The 17,310-nt window shown below is 57.2% G+C and carries 13 protein-coding genes; 5 read left to right on the top strand and 8 right to left on the bottom strand.

Translation table 11 applies throughout. From position 1 onward, the window contains the following. Window positions 1–407: 407 nt before the first annotated feature. The 4 genes from ACFPFW_RS00770 to ACFPFW_RS00785 all read right to left on the bottom strand — a co-directional run bounded on the left by ACFPFW_RS00770 (window position 408) and on the right by ACFPFW_RS00785 (window position 2,667). The gene (locus ACFPFW_RS00770; RefSeq protein WP_162799558.1) at window positions 408–659 is read right to left on the bottom strand and encodes a hypothetical protein; all 252 of its coding nucleotides are present in this window, start codon (window positions 657–659) and stop codon (window positions 408–410) included. Continuing rightward, window positions 652–1,428 (bottom strand): DUF1829 domain-containing protein, encoded by a 777-nt coding sequence (locus ACFPFW_RS00775; protein ID WP_379768993.1) that lies wholly within the window; start codon window positions 1,426–1,428, stop codon window positions 652–654. The genes ACFPFW_RS00770 and ACFPFW_RS00775 overlap by 8 nt, the downstream gene beginning before the upstream one ends. Further along, window positions 1,422–1,868 carry a DUF6978 family protein gene (locus ACFPFW_RS00780; protein WP_114955331.1) on the bottom strand — a complete coding sequence of 149 codons (447 nt, stop codon included), beginning with the start codon at window positions 1,866–1,868 and terminating at the stop codon, window positions 1,422–1,424. Before ACFPFW_RS00780 ends, ACFPFW_RS00775 begins: the two co-directional genes overlap by 7 nt. Window positions 1,869–2,127: 259 nt before the next feature. Then, the gene (locus ACFPFW_RS00785) at window positions 2,128–2,667 is read right to left on the bottom strand and encodes an SIR2 family NAD-dependent protein deacylase (protein WP_162799559.1); all 540 of its coding nucleotides are present in this window, start codon (window positions 2,665–2,667) and stop codon (window positions 2,128–2,130) included. 337 nt (window positions 2,668–3,004) lie between these two features. On the opposite strand from ACFPFW_RS00785, the gene ACFPFW_RS00790 reads away from it, so the two are divergent. The 4 genes from ACFPFW_RS00790 to ACFPFW_RS00805 all read left to right on the top strand — a co-directional run bounded on the left by ACFPFW_RS00790 (window position 3,005) and on the right by ACFPFW_RS00805 (window position 11,287). Next, complete coding sequence (locus tag ACFPFW_RS00790; protein ID WP_379769230.1) at window positions 3,005–3,328, top strand: DUF4160 domain-containing protein; 324 nt, start codon at window positions 3,005–3,007, stop codon at window positions 3,326–3,328. Between the two features lie 177 nt (window positions 3,329–3,505). Next, window positions 3,506–5,383: an EVE domain-containing protein gene (locus ACFPFW_RS00795; protein ID WP_162799560.1), complete on the top strand. Its 1,878-nt coding sequence runs from the start codon at window positions 3,506–3,508 to the stop codon at window positions 5,381–5,383. 299 nt (window positions 5,384–5,682) lie between these two features. Next, window positions 5,683–6,180, top strand: coding sequence for a hypothetical protein (locus ACFPFW_RS00800; protein WP_114955335.1), 498 nt, complete (start codon window positions 5,683–5,685; stop codon window positions 6,178–6,180). Window positions 6,181–6,319: 139 nt separating this feature from the next. Then, window positions 6,320–11,287, top strand: a complete 4,968-nt coding sequence (locus ACFPFW_RS00805; RefSeq protein ID WP_379768998.1) for a DEAD/DEAH box helicase — start codon at window positions 6,320–6,322, stop codon at window positions 11,285–11,287. 81 nt (window positions 11,288–11,368) lie between these two features. Here the strand turns inward: ACFPFW_RS00805 and ACFPFW_RS00810 are convergent, their stop codons facing one another. Next, window positions 11,369–11,770, bottom strand: coding sequence for a Rap1a/Tai family immunity protein (locus ACFPFW_RS00810; RefSeq protein ID WP_379769001.1), 402 nt, complete (start codon window positions 11,768–11,770; stop codon window positions 11,369–11,371). Between the two features lie 53 nt (window positions 11,771–11,823). Next, on the bottom strand, window positions 11,824–12,408 hold the full coding sequence (locus ACFPFW_RS00815) for a recombinase family protein (RefSeq protein WP_114955337.1): 585 nt from the start codon (window positions 12,406–12,408) through the stop codon (window positions 11,824–11,826). A gap of 168 nt (window positions 12,409–12,576) precedes the next feature. On the opposite strand from ACFPFW_RS00815, the gene ACFPFW_RS00820 reads away from it, so the two are divergent. Further along, a complete protein-coding gene (locus tag ACFPFW_RS00820; RefSeq protein WP_114955338.1) occupies window positions 12,577–13,773 on the top strand; it encodes a PDDEXK family nuclease in 1,197 nt (398 codons plus the stop codon). A 169-nt stretch (window positions 13,774–13,942) separates the two neighbouring features. Here ACFPFW_RS00820 and ACFPFW_RS00825 read toward each other — a convergent pair whose 3' ends face one another. Together ACFPFW_RS00825 and ACFPFW_RS00830 are read right to left on the bottom strand one after the other, a co-directional pair. Continuing rightward, window positions 13,943–15,211: a hypothetical protein gene (locus ACFPFW_RS00825; RefSeq protein ID WP_162799561.1), complete on the bottom strand. Its 1,269-nt coding sequence runs from the start codon at window positions 15,209–15,211 to the stop codon at window positions 13,943–13,945. A gap of 199 nt (window positions 15,212–15,410) precedes the next feature. Further along, window positions 15,411–17,282, bottom strand: coding sequence for a site-specific integrase (locus ACFPFW_RS00830; protein ID WP_114955340.1), 1,872 nt, complete (start codon window positions 17,280–17,282; stop codon window positions 15,411–15,413). Between the last annotated feature and the right edge of the window lie 28 nt (window positions 17,283–17,310).

Here is a 17,310-nt window from a genome sequence, read left to right on the forward strand (position 1 = left end):
ACGAACTTGCGCTAAGTGTCTGAGAGTATTGGTAGCGAGGGAGGGAAACGCCGCCGGAACTTCTAAGTCTTTGATAGAGCAGAGCCTATTGCTAGCAGATTTGCACCAAATTGCACCACCTTTTTGAGCGGTTACGACGTGAGCGCCCTGGACTGTCTCACCTATTGCTGAACGGTCATCAAACGGCGTCCTTTTCTATTCCCGCCGACGACTTCCGAGCTGTCTTCGCGCTTCTGAACGAGGATGCAGAGGAATTGCCCTCACCCAGGTCTTTGCCGGTCGACACGCCCGACAAGCTCGCCGAATTGGAGCAGCGCTACATGGATTCCCTGATGGCGACTTCGGCGACCAGGTCCTGCTATGCAGTGACGGCCTTACTGGGATGGTCTCGGATGAAGATATCGCGGCTAAGCGACAATCAGCCGGCTGCTTTGAGTGGTCGTGAACGTCTGCCGGAACACATAGTCGATGGTCACGTCGGCGAAGGCTTCGCCGCCAACAATCTCGCTTAGGGGCAAGGCGATCCCAGAAGGCTTGTCCTTAGCGGTCGCGTCGCCTGTCAAAACGACAAGCAAAATCAACCCCGTCAATCCAGCACAGACGTTCAAATTGTTGCCCCCGAGCGAGAAACACGCGCGGCGCTTATCTGCATTAGGCAACTAGCGCCTCGCGTTGATCTTCACGATGTGACCATAGCACAGGGCTAATTTCATATTGGTGCAGGGCATCCAAGACTGACGGCGCGATTTCGCGTTCATTGTCGTTCAAAAATGCGAAGGCCTGCGCCTCCTCGGGCCGTTGCTCTGACGTGTCCTGCCAGCCCATGATGAAGCTAAGGACGCTGTCTTTATTGGGATTGTTAATCGCTTTCAAAATGCGCTCTGGCGCGCTGCGCGAAGCCGGTATCGCAAAATCAAACTGATGCTGAAAGCCGCTTTTGCCCGTGAATTGAACGTTCGGAACAAAGCGAATATCTGCCAGCCTAAGCCAGTTCTCCACGTCTTCGCGAAATAGGCTTCGAACGGTTGGGCTCGCTGTATAGAATAGATCGTTGACGGCCAGCATCGATTGGACGAGGGCATGTTTTCGAGCCGAAAAATTCTGTGGCGTGGCTCTCACGCGAAGGGTCCCGCCATCCTCCTCCACGCCGAAACCACTCAATGCGAGCCGGAGCAGAGACTTGCGTTTTGGAGTGTCGAGAACGCAGCCGGACAATTCTAGATCTCTCAACGTATGGCCGTCGTCCGTCAGCTGGTAGCCAAAGTCGTCTTTGCGGGCATAGATCTGAATGAGGTCATTGTGGCGGTCAATGAAGGGCGTGGTGATCTCCACCCAGTCGGAATGTACAGATCTCAATCGGGTTCGGTCTTTCAACCACAGTCGATATTGATCGACCAGCTGTTGTACTTCGGCGATGGGTGTCACCACAGCAAGCCTCTCTCAAACGAAGGCGCCTCGACAATTTTGCAGTAATCCATGAATTCTTGCAGAGTTTTCCAGCGGTCCGCGGGGTCGCTGAAAATGCCGAGGGGCAGCGGGAACGCCCACTTATCGCCAAAGCCTTCTCTATAAAGATGGAGATGGGGGCACGCGATTTCTTCGTCGTCAGGGTTGCGGTGCGGTGCCCCGTCGATGTCCAGGCGAGCTAGAACAACAACGCTCCGTGCCCTGTTCTGATAGGTGATCTTTGAAAAGCTGATGTAGCTTCGATTGATGTCGAGGGAGAACCGCTCTCGCTTGTTTCCAATGCCTTCCAGGTCGACGGCACACTTTCCGCGGTCAGGCAGCTGAACGGAGGCGACCTCCGCATACTTCTTTGGCATTGCAAGAAGCGCATCCGCCTCCGCTTGCACCAGCTCGTCGCTCATTGTTGCCCCCATCAGTTCCGAGCCTGCGGCCAAGCCTCGCAAGGCGGCCTAGCTGCGCCACCCCTGATCTGGATAATGGCGGGTCCGGATTTTTAATCGAAGGAATGAATTTTTCGATGTGGCCGACTAACATCCATCTCGGCGGTAAGCCGTTTCTCCTCTAAATGGCGGAACGCCTTGTAGAGCTCGCGAGAGCGAGACGAACCATCCCGAGTGAAACATGTTGCAACAGCAGCCTGATGCAACTGGTCGGCACCGCTCATCCCGTTGCCTCAGCAACAAGCCGCTTTAGAAATAGTCTCAAAGCATCACCAGGATTGTCAGCATCCTCAGTGATCACTTTCACTCCCCATTCTCCGAGCACAGCTTCTTGGATGGGGTCAGGCCGAGCAAGGAAAAGGTAGGAGGCGGGTCGTTTATGCGAATGACCGGAGGCATTCCAAACTTGAGCCAGCTTGAACAACAGAAGCCGGATGTTGATGTCTGAGAGGCTGTAGCCAATGAACAGCACCGCCCGCCCTAACGTGTCAGCTCGCAGTTTGATGTCGAGGGGCGCCTCAAAAGAAAGCCGCTTGAAGTAGTCTGTTTCCGTGAGCACGATGGTGTCATCGCTCTCAAGATCTCCGTGCAGCTTGACGACCTGCACCTGTTCCTGACGCAGCCCCGGCATGTCTTTCACGTCTACGATCCGCGCGATGTCCTTACCTGCAAGAGCGAGAGAACGCTCAATGAATGCATCGTACTTGGTTGTGATCAGCCGGCTGACCAGCGTCCAGTAAAGCGGCTCGAATGTGCGCACCCCGACGTTAGTCAGCTCGAAGCTCCGCCGAACTACCGTCTCGTTTTCGTAGGCGCCGGAAGTCGGCCATCCTGTACCAGCAACGAGTCTTTGTCGTCATCGGATCGACCTCGCGCAGGTAATGTAGGCTGGCCAACGCCTGACCAGGTTGTCGAATGGTGCTTTCTTTGAACACTTTTTTTGACTGACCTGCATGTATGCGAACTTGGCAGTTGCGCCGCCCGATAAATGAAGGAGAGAGATCGTTGTGGCCCTAATCGAACTAACTCTACCGAACGAACTAGCAGAAGAGCTCGCGGAAAGCTTTCAGCAGGGACCAATCCTCGACGACCGGGGGATGCGATTTCTTACCGAGAAACAGGTGGCCAAAATTCACGGACTATCGGTGACGATCCAGGCTAATGAGCATCCGCCACCGCACTTCCACGTACGGTATGCCGGCGAGGATGCGAGCTTCAGTATCGCCGACGGAGAGCGCCTTCCGGAGGTAAGAGGGCTGGAAAAATGGGAACGCAATATCTTCAAGTGGTGGAAGGACAACCGCTGTCAGCTAATCCGTGTCTGGAACCAGACGCGGCCGCGAGATTGTCAGGTCGGTCCTATGGATGTTCCGACAGAATGCGTTGAGACGGAAGGGCAGCTGCAGGAGCCGTCGAGGTAATTAGGCGTGCCACCGGGCCCTGATGTGCTGAGCCTTGTTTTCCGACAGCATCGACACTTAAGCAGTCGGCCGGTCTCAGGCGAGGGACCGCGCTTTTTCCCTGCTCTAGGATGGGACTAGCGCGCCCTTCGCCTAACCGGCGATGATAAAATGGCTTTTGTCATTTGGGGGGGCGGGATGGATGAACAGGTCGCGCGCACGCTGAGCCGGATCACCAGTTTTGAGGATCTGGCTCAATTCGAGACAAATGTTCATCGACGCGGTGCGATGACCGACGAGATCGCGACGGCGATAACGGCTCGGTCCGCCTTTCTTGGTTTCTCTCTTATCGGCGCACGTACCGGTCTCGATCTAAGCAGCCTCACGCCGGCGGAAACGCGAATTGTCGAAGCAGTAAGCGAGTACGTCGGGGTAATGAAGCGTCACGGCAAGGACGCGACGCGGACACTCGGACAGCTCCGCAATCGGGGCCTCATAGGCTCAGCCGAAGAGGCGGTCGCGCGGGCTAATCCGACCCAGGGTTTCCGAATTCTACAGGAGGAGAACCGTCAGGATCTGTCTTATGAGCAAATTATTCTAGATCATCCAGAGGAGTTCTCGGAGCGGGCCGCGTGGTATGCGCGCCGGACATTGGGGCTGCCAAACGACAGCGAGCGACCACCCGCTAAGAACGGAAACTCCCGTCCGTCGACGGTTAGCGCAAAAAGTAATCCTGACTGGACCCGCGAGGAGCATATCTTGGCATTGAGCCTCTATATGACACTCCGGGGAAGCACATACGCCCCCGAACACCCAGGGATCATCGAGTTATCAGACAGGCTGAAGGCGCTCGCGCGTCTGCGCGGCGTGTCCGGCGCTTCGACATTTCGCAATCCCAACGGTGTGTCGATGAAGATGATGAATTTTCGCCGCATCGACCCTTCGTACACTACGGATGGTCGGGTTGGTTTGGAGAGAGGCAGCAAAACTGAGGAGGCCGTGTGGCAGGACTTTGCAAATGATCCCGCTGCGCTTGGCACAGCATCAGAGGCAATCCTCGCCGAGATCGAGGCTGGGACGGGAAATGGCGTTTCTGTAGAGTGCGACGTTCCGTACTGGGTCTTCGTTTGCAACCCAGCGAAATGGGCTATCGACCGCTTTTTGAGCGACGGTATCGACGTCGACAGTTGGGGCGTACGACCATCGGATCAGTACAAGTTCAAGCCGGGTCAACTCGGCATTGTGCGCGTCGGCGTTGATCGCCGAAGCGTGGCGAAACGTGGTGGTGCATCTCCACTGGAGCCAGGAATTTACGCGCTATGCGAAGTGGAAAGCGAAGCCTTTCCCGGCACGGGGGCATCGGATGCTTACTGGACCGAGGGCGCGGAGCGCGAGCCAGGCTGGCCTACGGTGCCAATTCGGTATCTTCGCAAGTACCTGACCGGGCCGCTTTCAATCGAACGATTGCGGCGCGAGCGCCCTGGACTGTCTCACCTATTGCTGAACGGTCATCAAGCGGCGTCCTTTCCTATTCCCGCCGACGACTTCCAAGCCGTCCTCGCGCTTCTGAACGAGGATGCAGAGGAATTGCCCTCACCTACGACTCCGCCGGTCGATACGCCCGACAAGCTCGCCGAATTGGAGCAGCGCTACATGAATGCGAGCCCAGAGGTGAAAACGAGGGTTAGTAAAGGGATCGAGCGGGGGCCGATTGGCGCCGCGGTGAAGCGAGCCAATGGGTATCGGTGTCAACTCTGCGAAGGCTTAGGGCTCAACTCAATCGGATTTAAGAAGAGGAACGGGGAGCCCTATGTAGAAGCGCATCACGTGATGCCTGTATCGAAGAGGCAGATCGGGTCGCTGTCAGCGACCAATGTAGTGACGCTGTGCGCAAACCATCACCGCGAGGTCCACTACGGGGACGTATCGGTGACGATCAATGCAGAGGATTTTGAGTTTTCAATTCAAGGCACGATAGTTCGCGTCCCTCGACCAACGATTGGAAGGGAAAAAGCTTCGAGCGAGGCCGTAACCTCGGAGATCGCTCATGAAGTGCGAGCTCCGGCATCTTCGTAAATTCGCGTCGGGTGTCTTGTCGAGCACACCGCACGATCTTCGCCCTTCGTTCGCGCTTGCGTTCCGGTCATTGAGATTTGCAACGGGTTTCATCGGCAACCGACGTTCGATGGTCGAACCTACTCCGGATTAAAGCGGGTCTTGTTCAAAGTCTCTGGCTACGAACCATCGAAGAACCTCTGGATTGACTGCCATTACTCGTTCTGCGGTGCACTCCGCAGCTTCGACGGGAGATGTTTGCTTGTTTGGGAAGGGCGCAATATCGGTGTTGCCCAGGTGGGTCGGTGGGGGGAACTGACATGGGTGATCGATTGTTTGTCGCGGTCTTGGGACATCGAAACTCCGGCAAATCGACCACGTGGAATACCCTGTTCGGGGGAACAGTGAGAACTGGTCAGCATCCGCGCACGCTTCCGCTTCACGGCGGGGAATGCGCTCAGGTCTTCTTGATAAGCGGCTCTCCGGAGGAGCGCCAACTCTACGCGGGCGACATCCTAGAAAACCAAGATTGTCGCATTGTCCTGTGCTCGATCCAGTACATCGAGGCGGTGCGTAAGACCCTTGAGTACGCCGTCGGTGAGAAGTTCGATCTCTTTGTTCAATGGCTAAATCCAGGGCGTAACGATCCCGGCGAAAATTATGACCGCCTCGGGCTCTTGCCTTGGCTGCTCGCAAATCGCGCGACACTGTCAATGCGCGATGGGAAGGTCCCTCCTGGCCCACGAACTCAAGAAATTCGAGAGTTCATACACGGCTGGGCGAAGGCTCGCGGCCTGACTTTCCCCTGCACCACTTAAGTCGGACGTGGTTGGGCAACCGTGTGGGTGCAGCGGTGAGCCGCGGTAGCTGCTGAAAGGGGTTGGAAATCCAAACGCTGAGTGTCACATGGCACGAGGCGTCGCTAACATGCGCGCTGATTTGCTGGGGAGGGGGTCCTTGAGCTTACGCGCGCTCCTGGAAAAATATCGTTCCGGATCATCGTCAGAACGTGAGAAGGGAACGTACTTCGAACGCCTGACCAAGGTGTGGTTGGAGAACGCTCCTACTCAGAAGCCTCAGTTCAGTCGCGTACTGACTTTCGGTGAGTGGGCGAAGGCCAATTGTTTCGATCAGCGCGACACAGGTATCGATCTCGTCGCCGAACTTAACGACAGCCCCGGTTGCTGGTGCGCGATCCAGTGCAAATTTTACCGGGAAGGCTACCGCATCCAGAAGGCAGACATCGACAGCTTCTTCACGGCGTCGGGCAAGCGGCCTTTCACACGCCGGATGATCGTCGATACGACCGGCGTGCAATGGAGTGAGCACGCAGAAGAAGCGCTCCGCGATCAGATCGTGGAAACCACCCGCGTTGGTCTCTCTGACCTCGAAGACAGCGGTATCGATTGGGAAGCCTTCGTCGCCACCGCGACCGTGAAGCTGGTCGCCGGCAAAAAGCCGCGCCCGCATCAGGTCGAGGCTCTGGCAGCCGTGAAGGAGGGACTGGCGAGGGCGGACCGGGGCAAGCTCATCATGGCTTGCGGCACCGGCAAAACCTATACCGGTCTCATCATTTCGGAAGCCTTGGCCGGTAAGGGCGGTCGGGTTCTTTTCCTCGTGCCTTCTCTATCTTTGATGTCCCAGACCATCCGCGAATGGTCGATCGACAGCACGATCCCATTGCGATCCTTCGCTGTTTGCTCCGACAGTCAGGTTGGCGTGCGCAAGGCCGCTGACGGTGATGTCGCGGATATCGACGTCCATGACCTCGAAATCCCGGCCACGACCCATGAGGCGACTATCGCCGCGAAAGCGACCTCCGCCGCTCCCGAGCATATTACGGTCGTCTTCTCGACCTACCAGTCCATTCGAGCCGTAGCCGCCGCCCAAGCCTCGTTCGGCTTACCAGAGTTCGATCTCATCATCTGCGATGAGGCTCACCGCACGACTGGCGTGACGCTGGAGGGCGAGGAGGAGAGCAACTTCGTCCGAGTGCACGACGGTGATTACATCAAGGCCAAGAAACGGCTCTACATGACCGCGACGCCGCGCATCTTCGGCGACGGCGTGCGCAAGACCGCTGACGATGTCGGTGCGGTTCTCTGCTCCATGGATGACCCGAAGCTGTTCGGCGAAACGCTGTTCACCCGTAACTTCTCATGGGCGGTCCAGAACGGCCTTCTGACCGACTACAAAGTCATCGTGCTGGCGGTCGATGAGGAGGCCGTCAGCGCAGGTGTCCAGCGGCTGTTGGCCGACGAGAACAGCGAATTAAAGCTCGACGATGCGACCAAGATCATTGGTTGTTACAAGGCACTGACAAAGGCCGATTTGAAGCCGGATGTAGCGGGTGATACCGGCCCGATGCGTCGAGCGCTCGCCTTCGCCAAGGACATCAAGCGTTCCAAGTTGGTCGACGCGGAGTTCGCCCGTGTCGCCAAGGAATGGCGCGCCACGCTGGATGAGGAAGTCGCCGGAACGATTCCGCCGCTGGATGTCGAGATCAAGCACGTCGATGGCGGCTTTAGTGCCCATGCCCGAAACGAGCGGCTCGCGTGGCTGAAGGACGGAAATGCTGGTGACGCGACCTGCCGTATCCTGACCAATGCCCGCTGCCTCTCGGAAGGCGTCGACGTTCCGGCGCTCGACGCAATCCTGTTCCTGCATCCAAGAAAATCGCAGATTGATGTGGTGCAGTCGGTCGGCCGTGTGATGCGCCGTGCCGAAGGCAAGAAGATGGGTTACGTCATCCTCCCGGTTGGGGTGCCAGCCGATAAGGCCCCGGAAGAAGCACTAAACGACAACGAACGGTATCGAGTCGTCTGGCAAATCCTCAATGCCTTGCGGGCCCACGATGATCGTCTGGACGCCACCATCAACAAGATCGACCTCGGCGTTGATCCCGGCGATCGGATCGAGATCGTAGCTGTAACCAATCAACTTCCGGTTCGGTCGCAAGGGACGAACAACGGGCTGAATTTGGGATCGGGAGGAGGGGACGGAAGCGAGCCGGGCGACGACCGCTCAGGGCTAGCCGGTGACGGCACGCAGCTTGGCTTTCAGTTCGATGAATTCGCCAAAGCGATCATGGCGCGCATCGTCAAACGGTGTGGCACCCGCTCCTATTGGGAAGACTGGGCGAAGGATGTCGCCCGCATCGCCGAGGTCCATGTTACCCGCATCCGCGCAGCGGTGCATGCGGCTGGGTCGGAGGAGAAGCAGGCCTTCGAGGCCTTCCTCGCCGAAATCCGAGATGATCTGAACGACAGCATCTCCGAGGACGAGGCCATCGAGATGCTGGCTCAGCACCTCATCACCCGACCGGTGTTCGAGGCCTTGTTCGAGGGTTACAGCTTCGCCCTGAACAACCCGGTCTCGAAGGCGCTTCAGAGCGTGATCGAAGTGCTGGACCGACAAAATCTGGAGAAGGAAGCGGAAAACCTCAACAAGTTCTATGCCAGCGTGAAGATGCGGGCGCAGGACATCGAAGATGCAACCGCAAAGCAGAAGATCGTCGTCGAGCTTTACGACAAATTCTTCAAAGCGGCATTCCCCAAGCTCGCGGATCGACTCGGCATCGTCTACACCCCGGTCGAGGTCGTGGACTTCATCATCAAGTCGGTGGACGAGGTGCTGCAAGCCGAGTTTGGCCAAACCCTCGGCAGCGAAGGTGTCCACATCATCGACCCCTTCGTCGGGACCGGCACCTTCATCACGCGGCTACTGCAATCCGGGCTGATCAAGCCAGAGCAGATGGCGCACAAGTACCGGCACGAAATCCACGCCAACGAACTCGTATTGCTGGCCTACTACATCGCGGCGATCAATATCGAGGCCGTCTATCACGAGCAGGCGGGCGGGGAATACGAGCCCTTCCCCGGCATCTGCCTCACCGACACCTTTCAGCTCTACGAGCAGGAACGCGACCTCGTCAGCGGCATGCTAGATGCCAACTCGAACCGCCGGACGCGCCAGAAGGATCTCGACATCCGCGTCATCATCGGCAATCCGCCCTATTCGGTTGGACAGAGTGATGCGAATGACAATGCCGCGAACCTTTCTTATCCCCGATTGGACGGGCGTATCGAGGAAACTTATGCCAAGCGCAGCAACGCCAAGAGCAAGCGCGTTCTTTACGACAGCTATATCAGGGCAATACGTTGGGCGAGCGACCGCATTAGCGATAGAGGCGTGGTCGGCTTTGTCACCAATGCGGGTTGGCTTGACGCCAACACAGCAGACGGTTTGCGTAAGTGCTTGGCAGAAGAGTTTTCCAGTCTCTACTTGTTCCACCTTCGTGGCAATCAGCGCACGTCTGGAGAGCGCTCTCGTCAGGAGGGCGGCAAGGTCTTCGGTCAAGGTAGCCGGGCCCCAGTTGGCATTGCCATTCTGGTGAAGAACCCCATGGCTACCGAGCGGGGCGCGATCCGCTTCCACGACATTGGTGACTATCTCAGCCGTGAGAAAAAGCTCGCAATAGTTGAGCGTTTCGGCAGTCTGGCTGGAATTTCAGCAGCCCAGCGATGGCAGTCGATTACTCCCGATGAGCATGGAGACTGGCTAAAGCAGCGAGATGCCGCGTTCGAGGCGTTCTTGGCCATAGGTGAGCGGCAATCTGGGCGTTCGGCGCTCTTTGAAGGCTTCTCGCTGGGTGTTGGAACCAACAGGGATGCGTGGGCGATCAATCCAAGCCGGGCGGCGTTGGCAGACAACATGCAGCGCATGATAGAAACATACAATTCTGAAGCTAATCGATTTGACGCGGTGCACCAGTATGCTGCCCGCCAAGCTCGGGCTGCCGCCGTAGATGGATTTATTGCTGGCGATGCATCGAAGATCAGCTGGACCCACAATCTCAAGCAGAGCGTGGTAACTCGAAAACGTTTCACATTCGATGATGGCTGTATTGATTCAATCGTCTATAGGCCTTTCACGAAAGCATTCCTCTACTATTCACGGGATTTCAATGAACGCGTTTATCAGATGCCGCGCATTTTCCCGTTGGGATCGCCCGCGGTGGACAATCTCTTCATCAGTGTCCCCGGTCCGGGGAACGTGACGCCTTTCTCTGCGCTGATGGGTAGCACCATATTCGACCTGTCGGTGGTCGCCGCGAAAAGCGGGACGCAGTGCTTCCCGCGTTACCTGTACGGCCTCGCCGATGAGCCGAATACTAACCAGCCGCAAGGCGAACTCTTGGAGAGCGCGCCAGCGGGGCGGTTCGTCCGCCGCGACGCGATCACGGACGAAGGCCTAAAGCAATTCACCGACGCCTATCCCGACGAGACGATCTCCAAGGACGATGTGTTCTACTACGTCTATGGCCTGCTGCATTCGGAGGAGTATCGGGAGCGCTACGCCGACAACCTCTCGAAGCAGTTGCCGCGCATCCCGCTGATAAAGCGCGCCGAGGATTTCTGGGCCTTCGTCGACGCAGGTCGGAAACTCGGCGATCTGCACGTCAACTTCGAGAGCGTCGAGCCCTTCCCGGTGACGATCAAAGAAGGCGATCTCCGTCTCGCTAACATCGCCGATGCCGTTGCTTATTATCGCGTCGAGAAGATGAAGTTCGCGGGTAAGCGTCCAAACCTCGACAAGACCACGGTCATCTACAATCCACGCATCACCATCTCGGGCATTCCGCCGGAAGCATACGACTATGTCGTCAACGGCAAACCGGCGCTCGAATGGGTGATGGAACGTCAATGCGTGAAGACCGATCCGGCCAGCGGCATAGTTAATGACGCCAATCGCTACGCAATCGAGACGGTTGGCGACCCGGCCTATCCCTTCGAGCTCTTCCGCCGGATCATCACCGTCAGCCTTGAGACTAGGAAAATCGTACGCGCCTTACCGGCTTTGGACATTTTGGAGCCCGAACCGGAGACGCTAGAGCGGGTCAAAGAAGCTGCGACCGTTCACTGAATATGGATGGACTGCCGTCGAACCGTTTGGTCAGCTGCGCTCGCTGCTGGAGCACCCGAGCAGCTCAACAGGTATCCCTTATCACCTAAGTTTCGAACAGGGGAACGCCTCGGTAAAAGCTTCCGTTGCCAACTCGCTCGCGGGCCTGTGCCGAGTGCCGGCATTTTCCTTGAGGTATCCACAGAGCACATCGAACATCTGTCTGATGGTCACGTCAGCGGGCGCGCAATATCCGCGCTCCCGAGCTGCCCGGTGGTAGCCGTCGTGAAAACCGGCGACCCAACCTCCGCCCCACGGGTCTTCTTGTCGGCAAAATTCGTGCAGTTTATTGCCATCTAAAAAGCCGGCGTTGACTGGAACGACCCCCGTAAGAATTGAGACAAGTACCAACCGTTTCATCGCTCCCCCCAAACGACCTGCGGTCTGTAACCGGTACCTGATTTTTCGGAGGTTTGATAACCTACGATGGCGGGTATAAAGCATCTGATACTAAGTCGGCATACGCCCCAAGGCTGCGTTGCTTTTATATGCGCGTGCTAAGGTGCGGGCGATGGCGGCGGCGCAGAATGGGCCTCGATTATCCGGTAAACCGAGGCTCGACCAATGCCGACCGAGTTCGCGATCTCTGTTGGTGATCTGCCCTGTTCATGCTGCCGTATCACCTCTGCTGATTTCGCGCGGGCAGTGGGTTTGCGACCGCGGTATTTTCCTTCAGCGCGCGCCTTCTCAATGCCCTCGCGTTGGCGCTCCAGCATCATCTCCCTCTCAAATTGTGCGAAGCCTGCGAAGATCGTGAGGATCAATTGCCCTGTCGCCGACGTGGTGTCGACCACATCGCCGCCCAGGTTCAGGACGCGAAGTCCGACACCTCGCTTCTTTAGGCCCTCAACAATGGACCACAGGCCGGTTGTGCTCCGTGCCAGCCGGTCAACCTTGGTCACGACAAGTGTGTCGCCCTTGCGAACGAACGAGAGGGCCTTCTCCAACTCGCTTCGTTTCCCCACTGATGAAACTCGCTCGGCGAAGATCTCTTCGCATCCGGCGGCAACCAGATCTCGGGTCTGGGCCGCGAGGCCTGCTTCCTGTTCGGAGGTCGATGTCCTTCCGTATCCTACGAGCATGTTGGAGTGTCCATTGAGGTCCGGGCTCTAGATACTAGCGCGTCCAAAAATCAAAATCAATTCTAATGGACGCTATCGAGCCTAAGTTTGGACGCGTCCGATGGAGCATGCCCAATGGACAAATCGGGGTAAGTGGCATTCAGGTGCCCACTTCACGGGGAGCGAATAATGATTACGAAGGGGCGACCGGTTTTGATCGGAGAGACTGCGCAGCTACTGCAGCGCGAGGAACTCACGGGGTCAGATGGGCAGTTCCGAGAAGAGTGGCTTCAAAACCTCATCTTTGAGCACCCCGCTTGCATTCCTATGCACGAGATAGAGCCGGGCTTTCCAGAATTACTTTCGATCTGCAAAGAGCTGCCCACGGCGCACGGCAACATAGATATCCTATTTATGACCGTGAACGGGGATCTAGTGCTCGCGGAGACGAAACTCTGGCGTAACCCGCAAGCGCGACGAGAAGTGGTCGCGCAGGCGCTGGATTACGCGAGCTGCCTATTTGGGATGGGGTACATTGAATTCCAGGCGGCGATAGCAAAGGCAACTGGCGATCCCGACGATCTCTACTCGCGTATCGCGAACTTGCCTGATGCGCCCTCAGAAGCCGCGTTTGTTGATGCTGTCAGCCACAACCTCCGCCGCGGTCGTATAGTTCTCCTTCTGATCGGCGACGGTATCCGCGCGGAGACGGAGCGCTTAGTTGAGGTATTGCAATCGCACGCCGGATTTCACTTTACGTTCGCCTTGATAGAGCTCGCGGTCTACCTCGTGCCGGCGTATGGCCGGCTGGTTGTCCCGCGCACATTAGCTAAGACGACAATGATCGAGCGGGGCATCGTTCGCTTCTCCGAAGCGAATGGCCTTGAGGTGCTTCCGGTACCGTCACTGCAATCGCACAAAACAAGCGGGATAACGGAAGAACAGTTTTTTGATGCGATTGCCAAGAGAGGAGCGGATCTGCCGGCTCTGCTGAAGACATTTCTGGCTGAGCTGGAGCCGTTGGGCGTGCGACCGGAATTCAGAAAATCCTTGGTACTTCGCTGGGATCCGCCCGAGGGGAAGTCGATAAATTTGGGCTACATCATGCAAGATGGGCAAATATGGACCGATGCAACGAGTTGGACATCGCCTTCGCTTTCCATCGCGCAGAGATACGTCGAAGTTCTCGCGAAAGAATGGGGAATGCAGGTCGACAAAGAGAGGATGTCGAGCGGCATTTGGACCATACGTGTCGGCGGAAAAGCGCCCCGGATTGAGATGGTGGCGAATAGGCTTTCGGGCTGGGTCACAGCAATTGAGAGCTTCATCGGTGAAGTGAGGACCTTCATCGCTGAGAGAGGGATTTCGTCAGATCCAGTAAGTTAGCCACTGCTGCGACTTCGCTCATTGCAACATGTTGCAATCGTCGGGTGAAAGCGCTTAAGGCGAAATTGTCAAAACCTATCATTTCAGACAGGTCAGGCACCCGGTAACTCGAACATTCTTGCCGAGAACACCGCATGTTTTCGCGCACATAGACTGAGTGCTTTAGCACTCAGGGAGCGCTTCTCGCCGCTAAGCGCCCGAGTGCCTCACGGTATGGCGAAATCAGAACAAAAGTTCCGGGTCTGTGGGTACCTCTACCTAGCCGGAGAACTTCGGCAGCAACCAGGAGATCGACCAGCGGTCTGAGCCGGTGGCCGACGTTACTGACAACGCGGCCCTGCGCGATCAGCACGGTCAGCAATTCGGAAATCTCTCTTTCCCTGAACCGATGCTCGGCAATGATCCCGAGTAGCGTGGCTAAGTCTGCGAGAGAGGTGTCCGTTCGCATGGCGAAAGGCGCCTCTATGGTTGCGAGAAACCTGGTCAAGCGCTCGGCCGATCTTTGCTGCACGAAGGCTAGCATCCGTTCCAACGAAGCCACGTCCGAACTGGACAACGAACTTTCCGGCAGCTGATATATTCGGCGCGGTGGCCGCAGATGGCGGACCTCCAGCCGCAGCCGGGTGAACGACTTCGCATAAGCTACTAGTGACGTGCCGGTCGCGCCCAAGGCGATGGTGGATGACCACGCATTGCCTATTCCCTGTTCCGATACCTGTGCCCGCTCGCCGACCCTACTGACATCGTGAAAGGTAACCGACCATTGAGAGGCGTTCTCGCGGAATATCCGAGCGAGTTCTCGGGCGGAAGCCACGGCATTTGGAACGTCGAACTCCCAATACGTCTCGATTTGGCGGAGCTTCCAATCCCAATTCGAGCTCAGCATCAGACGCCTAGGATGCTCGGGAGAGACACCTAGGTCTTCGGCGATAATTTCTACGACATGCCGAACCGCCTGTGAGGTCCATCTGGACCAGTCAAAGTTCAGGAGCAGGCGGGTGTCTTCGTCACGCACGAAGTTATCCGCCGCGTCCATCGTTTCGTACGAGATCGAAGCAGAAACGTCGGGTCGGCGAGTAAAGGCGGCGCGCCAGCCTTCTTCCCCTCGGAAAATGGTGCCGGCTCTCGCGGCCAGCACTCGAGTGGGATTGAACTCAAGGTCGAGGCGAACACGGTTGCCAACCCGCTTGAGCTGCCCGGACAGCAGCCACGATGTTCCGCCAACCGTGCAGTCTAGCTCGTCCGCGTGCCGAGATCTGAGGAGGCTGGAGGCGCGAATACGGCCGCGCAGCGTCCGCAGTTCGCCGGGCGATAGCTGTCCGCGGATCTCGAAGGGGTACAGGCGAAGCTTGATGCGGTCGAACCAACCGTGTTGCGGTCGCGCGATGAAACGTGTTGCACGACGAGGAAGAGGGACGCGGCGTGTCGGTTGCCTCATCGAGTTGACTGTCTATGTGCCTTGACGAGATCGGACCCTTTGTCGATCTATAGAGCCGTCGGGTTAAACGAACGTCTGCACGACAACTGATGTGCAGCTGCTTGGGGGAAGGATCAAATCGACAGTTGCTATTCCAGATTAGGTCTAGCTGGAGATGGGATCACTGTAGTCTTGCAGCGAGTTGCAATGGTGTTGGTCGTCAAGGCCGCAGATGGGTTAGATCGAGGCCCGGAAATTCAACCTTTGCGCATGCCTCGTAGAGGTGTCTCACAAGATGACCCTCGCCATATCGACTGTCCATGGATCGCTGCGACTTCCAGCCGCAAATCGCTTCTCTTAATTCCTGCCCGACGTGAGCCCGACGCAGGGCGTCGTTGAATGTATCCCGGAAGCTATGAAAAACCTTGCGGCGAGGCACCCAGACCCCAGCCTGCTCAAGCACTCTTTTGAAGCGCTTCGAATAGATATCAGAAGGTTTATCGCTGTTGCCCTTGGAGGCCTCGGGAAAGAGCCTGCCAGGGTTCCGAGTGCTCGCCCAGTCCAAGAAACCAAGCCGTACTAGCTCGGGATGGATCGGAATGGCTCGCAGCGAATTTCTTGCCTTGATCCGTTTGTCGAACTGCTCTGGGTCGTACTCGATCTCAGTCTCATCGGTGATTTGAAGGTACGGCACTTCACCGGCCCGACGAACATCCCCCCGTTCCAGTTGCAATATTTCGTTCTGCCTGGCTCCGGTCCAAAGCGCGATCAAGGGCGCCCAGAACGAGTGATCTCGACTTGAGAAGTGATCCCGAGTTTTCGGAAGCTCAGACCACTTCGCGTATAGCGATGATGCGAAGATGCGCTGCAACTCATCGATGGTGAACGGCTGTGCAGATCGCTCATGGGCTTCATGCACTTTTTGTCGTCGCGCCGATGGCGGCTCAATCGTGATTGCGACGTTCCGTTCGACCCATTCTTCACGCTTTGCCAGCTCGAACATATCGACAAGCACGGCCAGTTGATTTCCAGCCTCTTCTTGGCGTTCAGCGCTCCGACCGTTCGTCGCTAGATAGGCATCGGCAGCTTGGCGAAGGGTTTTTCCACGGTAGTGCTGACTGACATAAGGCGGCGTCCGCGCGATGAGATTAATGAGCTCCTTGCAGTCCTCGCGCGTAATCTCGCTTAAGGTTTTGTGTTCGCCCCATTCCTCTTGCATGGCACGTGTCACGAGCCGGAACTGAGCCATCCGCGAGGCACTAACAGCATTCTGCTTCCGGTCGATATAGGCCACGAGAAGCTCGCCTACGGTCCTGTTGGACCTTTGCGCGGACGTGCTGACCTCGTTTCGAGGTGCTTCTGGCAGGACGATCGTGCCGTTCTTAAGAGCTTGATACCTCAACTCTGCGAGCTGTAGTTGGACGCCCTCCAACAGCCGGCACAGGTATAAAAAGTTCGGCTCAGCCTGGAGCCACGACGGCACCACCCGCCGTCGACGCCGCCTGATTGGATAGCTGCCATCGGTCTCTCGGCCCAGCGATGGATCGGCAATCCCGTGCTGGACGAGCAAGTCGGCTGCCAGTGGTTGGATAGTCGTCCGGCCGCTAGCCACTTCCTGGGCCGCGTAAACCTTGTCCATGTAAGCCTCAAAAACCGGGTGTCGGTCCTGGTCGGCCTCATCGTTGGTTTCGGTGGACCACCCGCTGGCAACTTCCTGCCTGATGAGATCCTGCTTGAACGTCGCAGCGATGGCTTCAGCCTGCGAGGAGGACAGGGAAATAGGGCTAGAACGAGGAAGCGGTTCAGCAGTTTGCGCCGTCAACATTTTAGCGCCCAGAACTCGCAAGGCTTCATCAGTTTCGGCAGCAAATCGATGAGCTGCTCTCTTGAGCTCAGCAGCCGAGCAGCCGTTCAGGCGTTGGACGAAATTCTTGGCGCCGGCGAGCTCTTGAAGATGTTTTGGAATGGCTCGTCGAAGGCGAAGTTGGCCCCCGGATCGGTCGAGATATCGAAGCTTGGCCACGTCGTCTTCCATGTCTTTTTTGTACCAGGAAATTGTACCGGCCGCAGCCAAGCACCCCTTGATTTTCAAGGGTTTTCTTCCGGATCAACGACTTAGA

Source organism: Flaviflagellibacter deserti (genome assembly GCF_042652085.1).
Classification (GTDB): Bacteria; Pseudomonadota; Alphaproteobacteria; order Rhizobiales; family Methylopilaceae; genus Flaviflagellibacter; species Flaviflagellibacter deserti.

Coding starts and splice junctions, on each gene's coding strand:
- ACFPFW_RS00780 (WP_114955331.1), bottom strand. CDS start 1,868: ATGAGCGACGAGCTGGTGCAAGCGGAGGCGGATGCGCTTCTTGCAATG.
- ACFPFW_RS00790 (WP_379769230.1), top strand. CDS start 3,005: ATGCGATTTCTTACCGAGAAACAGGTGGCCAAAATTCACGGACTATCG.
- ACFPFW_RS00795 (WP_162799560.1), top strand. CDS start 3,506: ATGGATGAACAGGTCGCGCGCACGCTGAGCCGGATCACCAGTTTTGAG.
- ACFPFW_RS00800 (WP_114955335.1), top strand. CDS start 5,683: ATGGGTGATCGATTGTTTGTCGCGGTCTTGGGACATCGAAACTCCGGC.
- ACFPFW_RS00810 (WP_379769001.1), bottom strand. CDS start 11,770: ATGCTTTATACCCGCCATCGTAGGTTATCAAACCTCCGAAAAATCAGG.
- ACFPFW_RS00815 (WP_114955337.1), bottom strand. CDS start 12,408: ATGCTCGTAGGATACGGAAGGACATCGACCTCCGAACAGGAAGCAGGC.
- ACFPFW_RS00820 (WP_114955338.1), top strand. CDS start 12,577: ATGATTACGAAGGGGCGACCGGTTTTGATCGGAGAGACTGCGCAGCTA.
- ACFPFW_RS00825 (WP_162799561.1), bottom strand. CDS start 15,211: ATGAGGCAACCGACACGCCGCGTCCCTCTTCCTCGTCGTGCAACACGT.